General features: G+C 39.2%; 17 protein-coding genes and 1 riboswitch. All 17 genes read left to right on the top strand.

Features of this window, described 5'->3' with window-relative positions; genetic code table 11:
* Positions 1–2: 2 nt before the first annotated feature.
* The 17 genes from mutL (at position 3) to HMPREF2758_RS00210 (ending at position 18,606) form a co-directional block, all read left to right on the top strand.
* Positions 3–1,919, top strand: a complete 1,917-nt coding sequence (gene mutL, locus HMPREF2758_RS00290) for a DNA mismatch repair endonuclease MutL (RefSeq protein ID WP_070608445.1) — start codon at positions 3–5, stop codon at positions 1,917–1,919.
* Complete coding sequence (msrB, locus tag HMPREF2758_RS00285; protein ID WP_070608443.1) at positions 1,912–2,349, top strand: peptide-methionine (R)-S-oxide reductase MsrB; 438 nt, start codon at positions 1,912–1,914, stop codon at positions 2,347–2,349. Before mutL ends, msrB begins: the two co-directional genes overlap by 8 nt.
* Positions 2,349–2,933: a Holliday junction branch migration protein RuvA gene (gene ruvA / locus HMPREF2758_RS00280; RefSeq protein ID WP_006907497.1), complete on the top strand. Its 585-nt coding sequence runs from the start codon at positions 2,349–2,351 to the stop codon at positions 2,931–2,933. The genes msrB and ruvA overlap by 1 nt, the downstream gene beginning before the upstream one ends.
* Before the next feature lie 29 nt (positions 2,934–2,962).
* Positions 2,963–3,967, top strand: coding sequence for a Holliday junction branch migration DNA helicase RuvB (gene ruvB, locus HMPREF2758_RS00275; RefSeq protein ID WP_006907498.1), 1,005 nt, complete (start codon positions 2,963–2,965; stop codon positions 3,965–3,967).
* Positions 3,968–3,980: 13 nt separating this feature from the next.
* Positions 3,981–5,018 carry a tRNA preQ1(34) S-adenosylmethionine ribosyltransferase-isomerase QueA gene (queA, locus tag HMPREF2758_RS00270; RefSeq protein ID WP_070608441.1) on the top strand — a complete coding sequence of 346 codons (1,038 nt, stop codon included), beginning with the start codon at positions 3,981–3,983 and terminating at the stop codon, positions 5,016–5,018.
* 18 nt (positions 5,019–5,036) lie between these two features.
* Positions 5,037–8,378, top strand: coding sequence for a DNA polymerase III subunit alpha (locus HMPREF2758_RS00265; RefSeq protein ID WP_070608439.1), 3,342 nt, complete (start codon positions 5,037–5,039; stop codon positions 8,376–8,378).
* Between the two features lie 87 nt (positions 8,379–8,465).
* Positions 8,466–9,437, top strand: a complete 972-nt coding sequence (locus HMPREF2758_RS00260) for an ATP-dependent 6-phosphofructokinase (RefSeq protein WP_006907501.1) — start codon at positions 8,466–8,468, stop codon at positions 9,435–9,437.
* 21 nt (positions 9,438–9,458) lie between these two features.
* Positions 9,459–11,216: a pyruvate kinase gene (pyk, locus tag HMPREF2758_RS00255; RefSeq protein ID WP_070608436.1), complete on the top strand. Its 1,758-nt coding sequence runs from the start codon at positions 9,459–9,461 to the stop codon at positions 11,214–11,216.
* Positions 11,217–11,339: 123 nt separating this feature from the next.
* Positions 11,340–12,230: a CvfB family protein gene (locus tag HMPREF2758_RS00250; protein ID WP_070608434.1), complete on the top strand. Its 891-nt coding sequence runs from the start codon at positions 11,340–11,342 to the stop codon at positions 12,228–12,230.
* Positions 12,223–13,131, top strand: a complete 909-nt coding sequence (gene xerD / locus HMPREF2758_RS00245) for a site-specific tyrosine recombinase XerD (RefSeq protein WP_070608432.1) — start codon at positions 12,223–12,225, stop codon at positions 13,129–13,131. Before HMPREF2758_RS00250 ends, xerD begins: the two co-directional genes overlap by 8 nt.
* Positions 13,132–13,150: 19 nt before the next feature.
* The gene (gene deoB, locus HMPREF2758_RS00240; RefSeq protein ID WP_070608430.1) at positions 13,151–14,320 is read left to right on the top strand and encodes a phosphopentomutase; all 1,170 of its coding nucleotides are present in this window, start codon (positions 13,151–13,153) and stop codon (positions 14,318–14,320) included.
* 8 nt (positions 14,321–14,328) lie between these two features.
* On the top strand, positions 14,329–15,120 hold the full coding sequence (locus HMPREF2758_RS00235; RefSeq protein WP_070608427.1) for a purine-nucleoside phosphorylase: 792 nt from the start codon (positions 14,329–14,331) through the stop codon (positions 15,118–15,120).
* Positions 15,121–15,212: 92 nt separating this feature from the next.
* Positions 15,213–15,638 carry a hypothetical protein gene (locus tag HMPREF2758_RS00230; RefSeq protein WP_070608425.1) on the top strand — a complete coding sequence of 142 codons (426 nt, stop codon included), beginning with the start codon at positions 15,213–15,215 and terminating at the stop codon, positions 15,636–15,638.
* A complete protein-coding gene (locus tag HMPREF2758_RS00225; protein ID WP_070608423.1) occupies positions 15,639–16,394 on the top strand; it encodes a segregation and condensation protein A in 756 nt (251 codons plus the stop codon).
* 12 nt (positions 16,395–16,406) lie between these two features.
* A complete protein-coding gene (scpB, locus tag HMPREF2758_RS00220) occupies positions 16,407–17,057 on the top strand; it encodes an SMC-Scp complex subunit ScpB (RefSeq protein ID WP_070608421.1) in 651 nt (216 codons plus the stop codon).
* Positions 17,014–17,745, top strand: coding sequence for a pseudouridine synthase (locus HMPREF2758_RS00215; RefSeq protein WP_070608420.1), 732 nt, complete (start codon positions 17,014–17,016; stop codon positions 17,743–17,745). The genes scpB and HMPREF2758_RS00215 overlap by 44 nt, the downstream gene beginning before the upstream one ends.
* A gap of 52 nt (positions 17,746–17,797) precedes the next feature.
* Positions 17,798–17,912: riboswitch (FMN riboswitch) on the top strand.
* A gap of 100 nt (positions 17,913–18,012) precedes the next feature.
* On the top strand, positions 18,013–18,606 hold the full coding sequence (locus tag HMPREF2758_RS00210; protein ID WP_070608418.1) for an ECF transporter S component: 594 nt from the start codon (positions 18,013–18,015) through the stop codon (positions 18,604–18,606).

The raw sequence follows: 18,606 nt of genomic DNA, 5'->3' as shown, positions 1-18,606 counted from the left end.
TCATGGCCAAAATAAAACAAATGACTACCGCCTTAGCCAATCAAATTGCGGCTGGTGAAGTCGTTGAACGCCCATCCTCCGTGGTAAAAGAGTTGGTAGAAAATTCGATTGATGCCGGGGCTGACCAAATTGATATTCAACTTATCCAATCAGGTATTCAATCGATCCAAGTTACTGATAATGGTTCAGGTATGGATCAAGCTGATTTATTAATGGCCTGTTTGCCTCATGCTACCTCTAAAATATTTAATGTTCATGATTTATTTCATATTCATTCTTTAGGTTTTAGGGGAGAGGCCTTGGCTTCGATATCTTCAGTAGCACGTCTACGAATAGCTTCAGGATTGAATCAAGCAGATACTCATCAAGGCTATTATGTTTATTTGGAAGATTCTAACTTAATCGATCAAGGTGTTTGTCCTCCCATAAAAGGATGTATCGTTGAGGTAAAGGACTTATTTTATAACACTCCCGCTCGATTGAAGCACTTGGCGTCTCTTAAAACAGAATTGAGACATAGTTTAAATATTATTCAAGATTTAGCTTTAGCTTATCCAGGTATTTCCTTCAAATTAAGCAATGATGGACAAAATATAATTAGTACGAATGGCAAGGGTGATTTTTTACAAGCTATTGCCAATGTTTATCAACCTTCGATTGCTCGTCAGATGCTAAAAATTTCAGCAAAAGATAAAGATTTTTCATTAGAAGGGTATATTTCACCCCCACAATTGACTCGTGCCAGCCGATCAGCGATCCACTGGATGGTGAATGGACGCCCTGTAAAAAGCTCTCTTTTGACCAATGTTCTTTTGAAAGCCTATGGCAAGCAATTAATGATTGGTCGCTTTCCGTTAGCAATGATTCAAATCCGGTTAGATCCTCAATTAGTGGATGTCAATGTTCATCCAAGAAAACAAACGATTCGACTTTCTAAGGAAGATGAACTCTGTCATTTATTAACGCAGGTTTGTCAAGAGCGTCTGAACCATACTCGAACTGTTCCGGAAGCGGCTGATAGCTTATTCAGAGCAGCTAATTCTAAGAGAATAACCCACAAGACCATGACGCTGGATGAAAGTCTAGCTAAGGAAAAATCCGTTGACCCTACTAACTCGTTTTCTTCGCTTGCTTCGAATTTTGAAAGGGCTAAGGACTATGTCAACGAAGATACAAATTTGATGGATAAGGAAAGAAATGCTTCAATCAATGACTTTCAGAAATTCGAAAAAATTGAAGAGAATGCTTTTGATCAATCAAACCGAGAAAATAAAATAACATCAGTCGGTGGTCATGACCGTGCTGGGATTGACTTCAATCAATTAAGGTATGTTGGCCAGATTCATGGTAGTTATTTAATTGCGGAATCTGAGCGAGGCTTCTATTTGATCGATCAACATGCGGCCCAGGAACGGATTCGCTATGAAATGTTTATGAGTCAAGAAATTGATCCAAACCAGCACCAAAGTCTATTGATACCCATGGTGTTTCAGTTTGATCCGAATTTGGATGCCTTATTTCTTGAGAACGAATCTAAGCTTCGTGCCATGGGATTAGAACTGGAACCCTTTGGTTTGCGAAGTTATCAATTAGAATATTATCCTATTTGGCTTGAGGCTGATGAGCTAGAGACACTCATTCCGGAGATTATTGAACAGTTAGCTAGTCAGCCGGATCTATCACCAAGAGATCTCAAAGAAGCATCATTGATTATGCAATCCTGTCGAGGGGCGATTAAGGCTAATCATCATTTATCAAATCAAGAAGCCGAGACACTGATTAAGGAAATGCAGTATTTGAAAGATCCTTATCATTGTCCACATGGTAGACCGGTATTTGTTGAATTTAATCAACAAACGATTGAAAAATTATTTAAGCGAATTATGGATAGCCATCAAGGAGGTAGAGAGTATGACTAAAGCAGATTATCAAGAAAAAATTGCAAATTTAGACCCACAGGCTTATCATGTGACTCAAGAAGGGGGAACTGAAAGAGCCTTTACGGGACAGTATGATCAGTTTTATCAAAAAGGGATTTATGTTGATATTGTTTCAGGGCAGCCTTTATTTTCATCATCAGAAAAATTTGATGCTGGCTGTGGTTGGCCATCATTTAGCCGTCCGATTAGTTCGGATGCTTTAACAGAACATGCAGATTATAAATTGTTTGTTCCGCGCACTGAAGTTCGATCAAGAGATGCAGAATCACATTTAGGTCATGTTTTTCCCGATGGACCTAAAGAAGGTGGAGGATTACGCTATTGCATTAATTCCGCTGCATTAAAATTTATTCCCTATGAAGAAATGGACCAAGCTGGTTATGGCGAATATAAGTCGGTGGTAAAATAATGTATCAATATATTTGTGGAGAACTCACTCAGATACATGCGACTTTCTTAGTGGTCGAAGTGGGAGGAATTGGCTATCAAATATTCTGTGCAAACCCCTTTCGCTGGCAAGAGTCGCTTAAGCAATCGATCAAAGTCTTCTTGGAATTAGTGGTGCGTGAGGATAGTATGATGTTATATGGCTTTAAGGATCAAGCTGAAAAGGATCTATTTCTGATGTTGAATAAGGTATCGGGAATTGGACCTAAGAGCGCCTTATCAATCTTGGCTCTAGATGACCACCAAGGTTTGGTCAATGCGATTGATCAAGCGGATGCTAAGTATTTGATGAAGTTTCCTGGTGTAGGTAAGAAAACAGCTCAACAAATGATACTTGACTTGCAAGGTAAGCTATCCTTGGATCAAACTGAAAATACAAAACCAACTCATGATACGGATGCCATCATAGAGGAAGTGAAGCAGGCTTTGCTAGGATTGGGGTATCGTGTTAAAGAGATTGATCGAATTTTACCGCAATTGAAAAAGGAGAAATTTGAAAATAGTCAAGCTGGGCTAAGCTTTGCCTTTAAATTATTAATTAAATAAACAAGGTCTTAGAGAAGGAGGTATTTTATTTGCAGGAAGAACGCTTTATAACGAATGAACGTCTTGAAGAGGATGTTGACATAGTTACATCCCTGCGACCTCATTCCTTAGACGAGTATTTAGGTCAAAAAAAGATAAAATCGGAATTAAAGATATATATCCAAGCTGCTCTAGAACGAGAGGAAGCCTTGGATCATTGTTTACTCTACGGACCACCTGGCTTAGGAAAAACTACCTTAGCTATGGTTATTGCCAATGAATTGGGGGTGGCAATTCAAACAACTTCGGGTCCGGCCATTGAACGTCCTGGAGATCTGTTGGCGATTGTCAATGAGTTAAATGCTGGAGATATTCTTTTCATTGATGAAATTCACCGATTACCTAGCATCGTGGAAGAGGTACTATATTCAGCGATGGAAGATTATTATGTAGATATAGTAATAGGTCAAGGGACAAGTAGCCAACCCATCCATTTTGAATTACCGCCATTTACCTTGATTGGGGCAACGACACGTGCCGGTATGCTATCTCGCCCCCTACGAGATCGTTTTGGAATTATGGCTCATATGCAGTATTATACTGTGGAAGAACTTGATCAAATTGTTCATCGGTCTGCTCAAGTATTTGATGTAGGGATTGATGACCAAGCGGCAAAAGAGATTGCCTGTAGGAGTCGGGGGACACCAAGAATTGCTAATCGTATTTTAAGACGGGTTCGTGATTTTGCCCAGGTATTAAATGATGGAGATATTGCACTTGAGCATACTAAACAGGCACTAGGAGTACTTGGAATCGATCAATTTGGTCTTGATGACCTCGATCGGCGCTTGTTGAAGACTTTGATTGAGATGTATCAAGGAGGTCCTGTTGGGATTGGGACTTTAGCTGTGAATATGGGAGAAGATTTGGTCACCATCGAAGATATGTATGAACCTTATTTGGTCCAACAAGGCTTCATTCAGCGAACACCTCGGGGAAGACAAGCAACGAGACTTGCGTACCAACACTTAGGGTATCCCTTATTGAACGAATAGAAAGAAGAATAATATGACATATACGACAAAAGATTTTGACTATGACTTACCAGAAGAATTAATTGCTCAAACCCCTTTGAAAGATCGTTCTTCTTCAAGATTATTGGTTTTAGATCGTCAAACTAATGAGATACAGGATACAGATTTTAAACATTTACTCGATTTTCTAGAACCTGGTGATGCTTTAGTTATTAATGAAACGCGGGTTATTCCAGCTCGATTGTTTGGTATTAAGGCAGATACAGGCGGACATATTGAAGTATTACTCTTGAACAATATTGAGGGAAATCGTTGGGAGTGTTTAGTTAAGCCGGGCAAGCGTGCCCATAAAGGAACACGCTTAGTATTTGGCGATGAGAATTTACTAACTGCTGAAATTCTGGAAGACTTAGAACATGGCGGAAGAATCATTGAGTTTAGCTATCAAGGGGTTTTCTTAGAGATATTAGAGCAGTTGGGTGAAATGCCTTTGCCACCTTATATCAAGGAAAAACTAGAGGATCCGGATCGTTATCAAACAGTCTATGCCAAAGAAAATGGATCAGCAGCAGCCCCGACAGCTGGACTACACTTTACTCAGGAATTATTCGATCAAGCTAGACAAAAGGGGATTGAGATAATTCCAATCTTATTACATGTTGGTTTAGGTACGTTTAGACCTGTATCTGTTGATAATATTGCAGACCACCATATGCATTCAGAGTTTTACCGAGTAAGCCCAGAGGCAGCTGATCGGATTCAAAAGGTTAAGGATAATGGGGGTAAAATTATAGCGGTTGGAACGACGAGTGTTCGGACACTTGAGACCGTTGCGAAGAACCATCAAGGGAACATTGTAGCAGCTTCGGGTTGGACGGATATTTTTATTACACCTGGCTTTAAATTTCAAGTAGTGGATCATTTAATTACCAATTTCCACTTACCACAGTCAACCTTAGTTATGTTGGTTTCTGCTTTCTATGATAGAGAATCTATTTTAAAAGCTTATCAACATGCTGTTGAAGAACATTATCGTTTCTTCTCATTTGGGGATGCGATGCTTATTTTATAAGACTAAAGGAGGGATTATGTGCTTTTTAACAGTCGGAGTGCGTATTCCTTGTTACAATCAACCTTAGATGTTGAAAGCTATGTTAAAGAGGCAAAACGTCTGGGTTATCAAGCGATTGGTTTGGCCGATGTGAATGTACTATATGGAGCATTACAATTTTATAAGGCTTGTCAAAAAGAACAAGTAAAAGCCTTGATTGGGATTACTTTAAAGATACCTGGCTTTATTGAGTCTGGTAAAAACTTCTCTCTCTTAGTTTATGCTCGAGATTATTCCGGCTATTTAAGTTTAATAGCTCTTTCAAAAGCAGTGAATCAATCACCAGTTAATCACACAGAGATCCGACGAATTATTGCGGCAGCTCTGAATTCCTTGGTCTTAATTACGCCTGCAAAAGAAGGGGAGTTAGATTATTTAATTAGCCATGATCGTGAACAAGAAGCGTGTCAATGGGTCGATCTTTGGCAGGATAATCTTTCTAAAAACCGGCTATTTTTGGGTATCTCAATTTATCCCTACAATGAACTTGAAGTAAAAGTTTTGCAACATTTTGCTAAAAATCAAGGAATAGGATTAATTGTCAGTCAATTAATAGAAACATTAGTTCCCGAAGATGCGGTTGCTTTGAAATTTTTACAAGCCATTGATGCGAATGAAACACTGGATGAGTCCGTATTTGCTTACCGTGGAGCGCATTATCTTTATCATCGTGATGATTTGGTCCGTTTATACCAAGAAAAAGGATTAGAAGAGGCTGTTGATAATGCGGTTAACTTGGCCAAGAGTATCGATCTTCAATTAAAAATGCATCAAACATTACTGCCACGCTTTAGTCCTCCAGAGGGAGTGACAAGTTTTGACTATTTAAAGGATCAGGCACTTCAAGGTCTTCAACGGATTGATAAACTGGACAATCAAATTTATCTAGATCGAATGAATCATGAATTAGCGATTATTCAACAGATGGGATTTGTGGATTATTTTCTGATTGTCTGGGAAATTATTGGCTTTTGCCGTTATGCAAAGATTCGTACAGGTCCGGGCCGAGGTTCGGCAGCAGGTTCTCTTATTGCCTATCTTTTAGATATCACACAAGTGGATCCCATTGAATATGGATTATTATTTGAACGGTTTTTGAATCCTGAACGTTATAATATGCCAGATATTGATATCGATATTCCGGATGATAAACGATATCAGGTCTTTAACTTTATCGAAAAACACTATGGTCATAAGAATGTAGCAAAATTAATTACCTTCGGGACCTTCGGTGCTAAACAGGCGATTCGAGATTGTTTGAGGGTCTTAGGTAAGTCTAAAAATGAACAATCCCTTTGGTCCAAAGCAATCCCATCTAAGCCTTCCATTAAAATACAAGAGGCCTTTAAGCTGTCAGATACTTTAAGGCGTATCGTTCATCAGTCAAAAGAAAATCAAGCTTTGTTTGACCTTGCTTTAGCCATTGAAGGTCTACCTCGTCATACATCGATTCATGCCTCTGGAATTGTGATTTGTGATCAAGATTTATCCCAACTGATTCCGGTGCTTGACCGTCAAGGCGAACTACAGTTAACTCAATTTGCTATGGAAGAAGTAGAAGAGCTTGGCTTATTGAAGATGGATTTTCTCGGATTGCGAAACTTACAATTGTTGGATGATATTTTGCTGACGATTCGACGAGAATATCAGAAGGAGATTGATATTCGTCAAATTGATTTATCAGATAAAGCGACCTTAGCACTTTTTCAAAAGGCGGATACAGCAGGGGTTTTTCAATTTGAGTCCTCTGGGATTCGCCAAGTACTACGGCGGTTATATCCAGAATCATTGGAAGATATTATCGCCGTAAATGCCTTGTATCGTCCAGGACCCATGCAGCAAATCCAACATTTTATTGCTAGAAAACACGGTAAAGAGACGATTGATTATTTGCATCCACTACTAAAACCAATTTTAGAAAAAACCTATGGTATTATTGTTTACCAGGAACAGGTGATGCAGATTTGCCGTCAATTAGCTGGCTTTACACTAGGACAGGCCGATTTATTGAGGCGTGCAATGGGTAAAAAGCAAATTTCTATTATGGATCAAGAAAAGACTCGATTTATTGAAGGAGCTTTGGAACGTGGGATTCAACAGCAAACTGCGGAACAAATTTTTCAATATATTTATCAGTTTGCTAATTATGGTTTTAATCGATCTCATGCTGTTGTTTATTCGACCCTAGCATTCCAGCTGGCTTATTTAAAGGCTCATTATCCTGCAGCTTTTTACGTATGTCTCCTGAACCAAGGAACACATTCTAGTCAAGGAGATTTGGCCTATTTACCGGTGGCAAAAAGAGTTTTAGGACGCTTATTACCATTGGATATCAATCTTTCTAAGGTAGACCTATCCATCGATCAAGGCAGTTTGCGATTGGGATTGATGGCTATTAAAGGAATGCGGGCTGAAGTTTGTCGTTCAATTATTCAAGAGAGAGAATTAGTTGGCAAATACCAAAATTATTTTGACTTTTTGAGTCGACTTGATGCAGCTTATTTGAATGAAAAAACAATCCAGCCTTTAATTGATGCGGGAGCTTTGGATTGTTTAGGTTATAATCGGGCCTCCTTAACCCATAATCTTCCGGCCTTTATTCAATATTTTAAGTTTAGTAATAATCAAATCTCTTTATTCAAAGAGATGGAACCTAAAGTTGAATTGGTTGAAGACTGGACTGAAAAAGAACGATTAGCACGACAACGTGCTGTATTAGGTAATCAATGGATGGACCATCCCATGTCATCCATGATGACAAGTATTGAATCGAGCTCACAATATACCCTGTTGGAGCAAATAAGTGCTAAAAGAGTAAGAAGCACTGTTACTTTCATTGCTTTTGTAGAAGAAATTAGAAAGAAAACGACCAAACGGCAAGAAGAAATGGCTTTTTTGACCGTGAGTGACCCACAAGCGGAAGCAAAGTTAGTGGTCTTTCCTAATGTCTTTCAAAGGATTCAAACTTTCCTACAAGAGGGGAAAATTCTATGTTTTAAGGGTAGGATAGATCAAGATCTGAATGGTCAGAAGCAGATAATTGTTCAATCGATTGAGCGCTTGACAGATCAGATTGCCCCAAAAGCTCCTACTAATAAATACCAGACAGTTTTTATTCGTTTGGAAAAAGAGGTAATGGCACTTAAATTGGATTGGTTGAAGCAACTCTGTTTACAAAATCCAGGTCCTTTAAAAGTAATTATTGTTGATTCACAGAAAAAATCTTGGCAGTTAGATGAACATTACAATTTATCAGCAGCCAGCCGAATTCAGCGCGCTTTAGAGCAAGCCTTTGGTAAGGAAAATATTGCCTACCGGTAATATTCGAATTTAGAATTAAGCAGTTTTTATGGACAATCCATGATAAAATCATAGACATTAGATGGAACATAGCAAGAGGTGAAAAATATGAGGCGGTTAGCAGTTTTAACAAGTGGGGGGGACGCCCCTGGTATGAACGCTGCCATTCGAGCAGTCGTCGAAGAAGGGCTCCATCATAATATTGAAGTTATAGGTGTTCAACAAGGATATAAAGGATTAGTAGAGGGAAATTTTAGGCCACTAGGAATTAATAGTGTCTCGCAAGCGATTCGACGTGGAGGAACCATTTTATATTCAGCTCGTTTCCCTGAGTTTAGTCAATTATCTGTCCAAGAAAAAGCCGTACAGGTGATGGAAGAAAATGGTATTGAAGGCTTAATTGCTATAGGAGGAGACGGAACTTTTAGAGGAGCCTTAGCATTGACAAAGTTAGGCTTTCCTGCAGTAGGTATTCCAGCAACGATAGACAATGACATACCTGGTACAGAGTATACGATAGGTTTTGATTCGGCCTTTTCAGCAGCTACCACAGCCATTGATATGATTTCTGATACAGCAGCTTCGCATAATCGGACCTTTGTAGTTGAGGTAATGGGTCATAATGCGGGGGATATTGCGATATGGGCAGGGGTTGCTGTAGGAGCAGATGCCATTATTATTCCAGAAGAAGAATATTTTATGGGAGATATTGCTCGGCGGGTTCGAACTTCCCGAAAACACGGTAAAGATCACGGCTTAATTATTTTGGCTGAAGGAGTTATGGGAGTCGAAGATTTTGTGGCAGCCTATTCTGAAGAAGCTCCAGAACAGGATGTAAGAGGCGTTAATTTATCACATATTCAAAGAGGGGGTAGTCCTACAGGACGAGACCGAGTTTTTGCGACCTTGATGGGAGCAAAATCAGTAGACCTTATTTTACATGGCCAATCCGGCATTTATGTAGGGATTATTGGTGAAGAATTGGCGGTTTTTGATATGATTGATACTTTGGCCAGCAGCAAGCACAAGGTTAGAGATGATTTGTTTGAATTGAACCAGGCCTTAACAGATCGGTACTAAGCGAAAGGGGCTTACTAGGCGATGAAGAAAACTAAGATTATTTGTACAATTGGACCAGCCAGTGAAGATAAAGAGATGATGATATCTTTGATGCAAGCTGGCATGAATGTAGGACGATTTAATTTTTCTCATGGAGACCATGAAGAGCACTTGTTTCGCTTTAATAATTTCAAGGCAGCTCGTCAAGAATCTGGAATTGTTGCAGCAATGTTGTTGGATACTAAAGGCCCAGAAATTCGCACACATCAAATGACAAATGATGCGATCTTCCTAGAAAAAGGACATACTGTTCGAATAGGGATGCAAGAAGTGTTGGGGAGTGTAGAAAAGTTCTCCGTTTCTTATCCTGGATTAATTGAGGATGTGAAAGTTGGCGATCATATTCTTTTAGATGATGGCTTAATCGATTTATTGGTTCAATCGATTGATCATGAAAATCAAGAGATTATTGCCACAATTCTTAACTCCGGATTTTTGAAGAATAAAAAAGGCGTTAACGTTCCTAATGTTGCGCTTAATCTTCCAGCGATGACGGAGAAAGATCAGTCCGATATTCGATTCGGTTGTCAACAAGGGATTGACTTTATTGCAGCCTCTTTTGTTAGAAGACCGGCAGATGTTCTTGAGATCAAGGCATATCTTGAAGAAATAGGCTACCCAGATGTTCAAGTCATTGCAAAAATTGAAAATCAAGAAGGTGTCAATAATATCGAAGAAATTATTGATGTTGCAGATGGAGTTATGGTAGCACGGGGAGATTTAGGGGTTGAAGTACCGACCGAGAATGTTCCACTTATCCAAAAGAGTATTATTAGAAAATGTAATCGTGCGGGAAAACCCGTTGTTACAGCAACACAAATGCTTGATTCCATGCAGAGAAATCCTCGTCCCACAAGAGCTGAAGCAGGTGATGTTGCCAATGCCATCTTAGATGGAACAGATGCGGTTATGCTTTCCGGTGAAACAGCAGCTGGAGATTATCCTTTAGAAGCAGTTCGGACTATGGCATCGATCGCGATTCAGACTGAAAATCATTGGCATGGACGTGATGCTTTTACGCTTAAGTCTTTCGATAAGTCAGATTTAACTGAAGCGATCGGGCAGGCGGTGGGCCATACGGCTAAAAACTTAGCAATTCATACAATTGTTGCTGCAACCTCATCGGGGCATACTGCACGTATGATTGCAAAGTATCGGCCAAGTGCCAATGTCTTAGCCGCAACCTTTGATGAAAAAACTCAACGACGCTTGACCTTGGTGTGGGGCGTTCAACCTTTTGTAATTGCAAAGCCTGAATCGACCGATGAGATGTTAGATAATGCAGCGGCCTTAGCGGTTAAGGAAGAATTTGCTCAAGAAGGTGAATTGATTCTAATTACAGCGGGAGTTCCGGTGGGTGAAGCGGGCACCACAAATATTATGAAAATTCAATTGATAGGTACTCGCTTGGTAGAAGGCCAGGGTGTAGGTAATGGTCAATTTATTGGTAAGGCTCTAATCACTCAGGATCCAATTCAAGCTAATTTAGAGGCGAATCCAGGCAGTGTATTAATTACTAGCCAAACTGACAAGCGCTTTAATGCGGCTATCCAGCAAGTTGGTGCTATTGTTTGTGAAGAAGGGGGAATTACCTCTCATGCAGCTCTTATTGGTTTAGAAAGAGGAATCCCAGTGATTGTAGCCGCAAAGGGAGCTATTGACTCGATTCAACCGCACGAGTTGATTACTGTTGATGCACGTCGAGGATATGTTTACCGAGGTGCAAGTTCATCATTTTAAAAATATGATTTTGTAGAAGAAGGCGATTACCGCCTTCTTTTTTTGATGAGCGGCACATTTTCTGAGCGTAACGATCTCGCTTGTGCTAAAATAGAGCCAGAATGAAAGAAATTAGGTGATGCCATGTTAGAATATGGACAAATCATAGAAGGAAAAATATATGATCAAAATAAGGATTATTACTTTGTACAAGCAGAAGGCCAAAGCTTTGCTTTAGAAAAATCACAAGTTGAAGGTGAAAATCTTGAAAAAGGTAGTCTGGTCGAGGGGATGATTTATGAAGATATGGATCGTCGCTTGATGATACAGGTTGATCTACCGGATATACGCCCAGGTATTTTTGGATGGGCTAAGGTTAAACAGATTCGTCGGGAATTAGGAGTCTTTGTGGACGTTGGTCTAGTCAATAAAGATGTTGTGATTTCTTTGGATGATTTGCCGGATAATCGAAGACAATGGCCCAAAGTTGATGAGCAGGTCTATGTGACTTTCGAATGCGATAAAAAGCAGCGACTCTGGGGTAAATTAGCGACGATTGAGCAAATGCAAGCACTGTTTAACAAAGCTCCCAAACGTTTAATGAATCAAGATGTTGAAGTACGAATTGTTCAATTAAAATTAGCTGGAGCTCAATGTATCACTAAAGAAGGTTACCGAGCTTTTGTTCATGAGTCTGAATGGATTTTAGAGCCACATTTAGGTGAGTGTGCTAAAGGTCGTGTCACTCATGTTCACCGAGATGGTAGTTTGAATGTTTCTTTAAAACCAAGGGCCTATGAAGCGATTGATGATGACGCTAAGCTTTTATTAAGATTGTTAGAAAAAGATTCTGAAGGTTTTCTTCCCCTACATGATAAGTCGGATCCAGAGGTGATTAAAGCTTATCTGGCTATTTCAAAAGGACAATTTAAGCGAGCAGTAGGCGCATTGTTAAAGGCTAATAAAATACGTCAAGTTAAAGGAGAAGGTATTTATTTATTAACCGATTCGATTGGGGACGAAGCGGGTGAATAATTTTTTTAAAGACTATCTTGAAGACTTTGCCCATTACTTAAAGATCGACCAGGATAAGTCGGATAATACAATCCAGGCCTATTTGAGAGATTTGACAATTTTTTTTGATTATTGTGATAAATCGAGTATCGATCAGTGGGAGCAAGTGGATTATGCTTTTGTCCAGTCTTATTTGAATGATTTGCATCAAAAGAATTATGCAACTTCAAGCACATCACGCATGTTGTCTTCTTTAAGACAGTTTTTTCATTATTTATTGAAAGAACAAATTATCACATTGAATCCTATGCAAAAAGTGCTTGGTCCAAAAAAGGAGAAACACTTACCAGCTAGCTTAAGTTTAGATCAGGTAGAGAAAATTTTACAAGCACCTGATACTTCAGAATATATAGGTCTTAGAGATCGAGCTATTTTAGAGTTAATGTATGCAACAGGATTACGAGTCTCTGAGTTGACTCACTTGTCTTTAAGGGATCTGCATCTTGAGTTAGGCTTTATCCAAACCATTGGTAAGGGGAATAAGGAGCGGCTACTACCGATTGGTGAAGAGGCCGCTTATTGGTTGAATCAATATTTACAAGATGTGCGTCCGCTATTTTGGGCTAAAAAAACCAGTCGTCATACTCAACATGTATTTTTGAATCAAAGAGGGAACCCTTTTACTCGTCAAGGTATTTGGAAAAATCTGAATAAATATGTTCAAATAGCAGGGATTTCGATGGATGTTTCTCCTCACATGTTGCGTCACTCTTTTGCGACTCATCTTTTAGAAAATGGGGCTGACTTGAGAATGGTTCAGGAATTGTTGGGACATTCTAATATTTCAACCACCCAAATTTATACACATATCAGTAAACATCGCTTGCAGGAGGTCTATCGCGACCATTTTCCGCGAGCCTAGAAAGATAAGGAGAATACTAATGTCATTTAAACGAATCCATCTAATTGTTTTAGATTCTGTAGGTATCGGTCAAGCGCCAGATGCAGAAGCTTTTGGAGATGTGAATGTCCATACATTGGGGCATATTGCTGAATCCATGGATTTAAGCCTGCCAGGGATGGCAGAATTTGGTTTAGGAAATATTGAGCCTTTAAGGGGAATAAGCCCTGTAAAAAAATCAAAAGCTTACTGGACTAAGCTGCAGGAACAATCAGCGGGTAAGGATACGATGACCGGCCACTGGGAAATTATGGGTTTACGGATTGATACACCTTTTCGAGTTTTTCCAAATGGCTTCCCCCAGGAATTAATCAACAAAATTGAGGATTTTTCAGGGCGTAAGGTGATTTGTAATCGACCCGCTTCAGGCACAAAAATCATTGAAGAGTTAGGCCCAGAACAAGAAGAAACCGGTGCTTTAATCGTTTATACTTCAGCAGACCCAGTCTTACAAATCGCGGCGCATGAAGAGGTGATTCCCTTAGAAGAATTATACAAGATATGCGCCTATGTACGTGAAATTACTAGTCAAGAACCCTATATGATCGGTCGTATTATTGCTAGACCTTTTGTGGGGAGTGCGGGTAATTACCAAAGGACAGCTAATCGGCATGATTATGCTTTAGATCCTTTTGGTAAGACAACGCTTGATGCTTTAAAAGAAGCTGGTTATCAAGTGATTGCTGTTGGCAAGATTAATGATATATTTAATGGTCAGGGAATTACTCAAGCGATTCGAACCAAAGACAATATGGATGGAGTTGATCGATTGCTTCAAGTGATGGAACAGGACTTTACCGGCCTTTCCTTTACTAATCTGGTTGATTTCGATGCTAAATATGGTCACCGTAGGGATCCGATTGGTTATGGTGAAGCTTTAGAAGCTTTTGATCGACGTTTGGGTGAAATTACGTCGGCCATGCGTTCGGACGACTTATTAATGATTACAGCGGATCATGGGAATGATCCAACCTATTCTGGAACAGACCATACCAGAGAGTATGTACCTTTGCTAGTCTATAGTCCATCTTTGAACGAAGCTGGCGAATTACAGGCATCTTATTATTCAGACATTGCTGCTAGTATTGCCGATAATTTTGAAGTGGCACTGCCAGACAATGGGCAATCATTTATGAATCAAATAGTATAGGAGATATTATGAATCAAGAGACAATTACATTTTTAAAAGAAGCCGGTATTGTAAATCCTAAAATAGCCTTGGTCCTAGGATCAGGACTGGGTGATCTAGCTGAAGAAATCCAATCACCCATTAAAATCAAATATGAATCAATTCCTGGATTTCCAAGCTCAACTGTTCCAGGCCATGAAGGGCAGTTAGTATATGGTCGACTTTCAGGCCAAAAAGTTTTAGCCATGCAGGGACGTTTTCACTATTATGAGGGTTATGATTTAGCAATTGTTACTTATCCGATCAGAGTGTTTAAAGAGTTGGGTGTGGACACTATTCTTTTAACGAATGCTGCTGGAGGTATTAACGGTTCATTTAAGCCCGGTGACTTGATGGTCATTTCTGATCATTTGAATTTCACTGGTGAAAATCCTTTGATTGGTCAAAATAATAATCAGGGGCCTCGTTTTGTCGATATGAGTCAAACCTATTCGATCAAGGCTCAATCAAAATTAATGAAAGTGGCGGATCAGCTAGGGCTCCACTTGCAAAAGGGGGTCTATGCCTGGCTAACGGGCCCCACTTATGAGACTCCCGCAGAAATCAGGGCACTGAGGCTTTTAGGAGCAGATGCAGTCGGAATGTCTACAGTTCCTGAAGCCATTGTGGCTAAACACTGTGGTATGGAAGTTGTAGGTATCTCTTGTATTACTAATTATGCGGCTGGGATGCAGGAAAGTTTGGATCATCAAGAAGTCATGGCAATCTCGCAAGTCGTTAAACCGCAATTTAAAGCTTTAATTCGAGCGTTTTTAGCTTAAAATAGCGATTCTGAAGAGTTTTTCTTGATATTTTTTTAAGACCATGATACGATCACAAAAGAAATTAAAGGTTCAAAATGGAGGTAGCTTAAATGTTATTAAGCTCAACAAATAAAAATGAAAAAGTCGTTCTTGGCTTGTTATCACTAAATATTAAAAATACGGAGACAGATTTAACAGCCTCAGAAATTCTGGAAAACTATCGTCAATCGGAAGACTTTGAATTATATTTATATAAAGATCCTGAAACGGATAATTTTGTCGGCTTATTAGGGGCCGAACATCGTTTTGCTAATCAGGAAGATGGTAAGGTTCAAGAAACCATTTTGATCAATCGAATTTCTGTGATTCCTTCTTTTGAAGATGAAGCGATCGATTATCAGATGTATAAAAGTCTTAAAATGATGTATCCACAGGCTCAAATATCTGGAGCAATTCAATATCATACATTGGATCAAGTAGCTAGCTTTGCAGCACGATATCAAGCGGAAAATGAGCCAAGTAATGAGGAGGATTAGATGACGGGTTTTCAACAAGATTCTCATCTATCCCATGAGATGGAGATTAATCTAACGGCCTTCCAAGGGCCGTTTGATTTGCTTTTACACTTGATCAAGAAAATGGAAATTGATATTTATGATATACCGGTTGCTGAAATTACTGACCAGTATTTAGAATTCATTCATCAATCATCTGCTATTGATCTCGATCAAATTTCGGATTACTTAGTGATGGCAGCGACTCTTATTGAAATAAAGAGTCGTTTATTGATTCCGATTGAAGATAAATCCTTAGACATGGAATTGGAGGAAGATCCTCGTAAAGCATTGGTAGATCATCTTTTACTTTATCAACAATTTCAAGAGGTAGCAGACGATTTGGATCAGCGTCAAAGTAATCGGGCACTCACTTTTTCACGTGCTGGGAGTGATTTAACCGCGTATCAGCTCTCTGTTCCATTGGGAGAGGGAGAATTAGAATTAGGCGACTTACAAGAAGCTATGTTACGACTTTTACAAAGGCAGTTGGATCAACAGCTTCCTGCTAAAGAGATTAAGTATGATCAAGTATCAGTATCCGATAAAATCAATGCGATTCGTCAAAAGTTTCGCCAATTAGTGCAAGGTCAAAGCTTAACTTTAAGAGATTTGATGGATAAAGAAACTCGGCCTGAGATGATTGCCTGTTTTTTAGCTATTCTTGAATTAGTAAGAAAGCAAGAATTGATCTTTGAGCAAAAGAGCCAATATGGACCGATTCATATACGTGGATAAAGGAGTGATTCAATGATCCGAAAAATTGCTGGACTACTTTTTGTTGCAGGAGAAGAGGGAATTAGCTTAGAAACCTTACAAGAGACTTTACAAGTACCTCAAGAAGAGCTTTTAGAATTATTGGCTCAGTTGCAACACCATCTCAGTGAAGATCCGATGTCACCAATCGATTTGGTGAACTATGGACAACGGTATTTCCTAATGACTCAATCGGATCTTGATGAGACCATCCGTTCTTTTGCGCAATCACCCTTACAACAAAAACTTAGCCGTGCTGCTATTGAAACATTGGCTATTGTTGCTTATCGTCAACCAGTGACACGAGTAACTATCGATGAGATTCGTGGAGTATCTTCCCAAGCGATGTTACAAAAGTTGTTACTACGTGATTTGATTGCAGAAGTCGGTCGTCTTGATGCACCAGGTCGTCCACTACTATATGGGGTTACACCTTATTTTTATAATTATTTTGGATTAACATCTCTAGATGATCTTCCAGAAATTAAGGATCTTGTACTTAATACGCAATCGACTACGGAGTCGTTGTTTAGCTTTAAGACATGGTCCGATTATGAAGATGATAATTCGTCGCAAGTAGCCTTAATGAAGGAGGAAAATGATGGAAAGACTACAGAAAGTGATGGCTCATGCGGGAGTCGCTAGCCGTCGAAAATGTGAAGAACTGATTACTCAAGGACGAGTAAAAGTTCAAGGGCAAGTAGTTGACCAATTAGGTGTCAAAGTCAGCCCCAATGATCGAATTGAGGTCGATGGGATTCCTATCTATCGAGAAGAACCTCGGTATATACTTCTATACAAGCCGCGAAACTATATTTCAGCGGTAGAAGATGATAAAGGACGTCCAGTGGTAGTGGATCTGATCAATGGAGTTGATGAGCGGATTTATCCGATTGGTCGATTAGATTTTGATACGACGGGTTTGCTACTATTAACGAATGATGGTGATTTTGCAAATCGAATGATGCATCCTAGATTTCAAGTTGAGAAAGTTTACATTGCTAAAATTAAAGGTATTCCTCAAACGGACGCACTAAAGAGACTGGCTAAAGGGGTCATGGTTGATGGTAAGCTCACTTCTAAAGCCAATGTTAAACTACTTAAGCAAAATACTAGTAATCAAACAGCGGTTGTTGAATTAACGATCCATGAAGGGTGGAATCACCAAGTTAAAAAAATGTTTGAAGCGATTGGTCATCCTGTTATTAAATTAAAGCGTGAAGCTTTCGCCTTCTTAAATCTGGATAAGATGCAAGCAGGTGATTGGAGGTATTTAACCTCCTTCGAAGTGGATAAATTAAGGAAAATGGCAGAGTCCGGCCATCGAAAGTAAGAAGCTTGATTATTTATTGATAGGATGGTAATATAAAATTAAATTTAATATGAAAGGTCTTCGGGGCAGAGTGAGATTCTCGACCGGCGGTAAAGTCCGCGAGCTAAATTAGCAGAACTGGTGTGATTCCAGTACCGACAGTATAGTCTGGATGGTAGAAGATTGGATTAATGCTTTTTTATGCTGCATTAATAGATCATTTTTTGTTCTGAGGCGACAAGAGATGATCTTTTTTTATTTTGCTCCAAGGCTTGGAAGGAGATTAGTATGAATAAGTATCGGTTGCGAATTTGGATTAGTTTGGCTTTATTAGGAGCATGGGCAGTCATTCTACGTCTGTTAGATTTTCCGATTTTACCGTTTGTTCCATTTTTAAAGTTTGATTTTTCTGATTTGATGGTTTATGTGGGAATGTTGATAGGAGGCCCTAAAGGTCTGATGCTTGTAGCCGGAATTCGTGATTTATCCAATTATATTATGAAGGGAGGAGAGGGTGGCATTCCGATAGGGGTTATTATGAGTTTTATTGCTTCTGTAACGATGTTTTTACCCAGTCATTTCTTTTTAAAAAGTTCCTTAAATAAGAATAGACTAGTACGGATATTTCTTACTCCTCTATCCTTGGTTGTCATGTTATGCTTAGTGATGAGCCTTATGAATTATTACATCGCTTTGCCAATTTATGCCAAAGTAATGAAATTACCTATCGATCATTATTTGAATTATGTGATTCAATTTATCCTTCCCTTTAATGCAATTAAAGGAGTGCTCATTGCTGCTTGTCAAGGGATACTAAATAAGTATATTCGTCCAATTTTGGAACAAAAGAAGTATTTATACCCCTTATATGACCAATTTTAA

This window comes from Facklamia sp. HMSC062C11, assembly GCF_001810675.1.
GTDB classification, from domain to species: domain Bacteria; phylum Bacillota; class Bacilli; order Lactobacillales; family Aerococcaceae; genus Facklamia; species Facklamia hominis.
The sequence above is the reverse complement of the archived record's forward strand: the minus strand, read 5'-3'. Positions and strand labels throughout refer to the sequence as shown.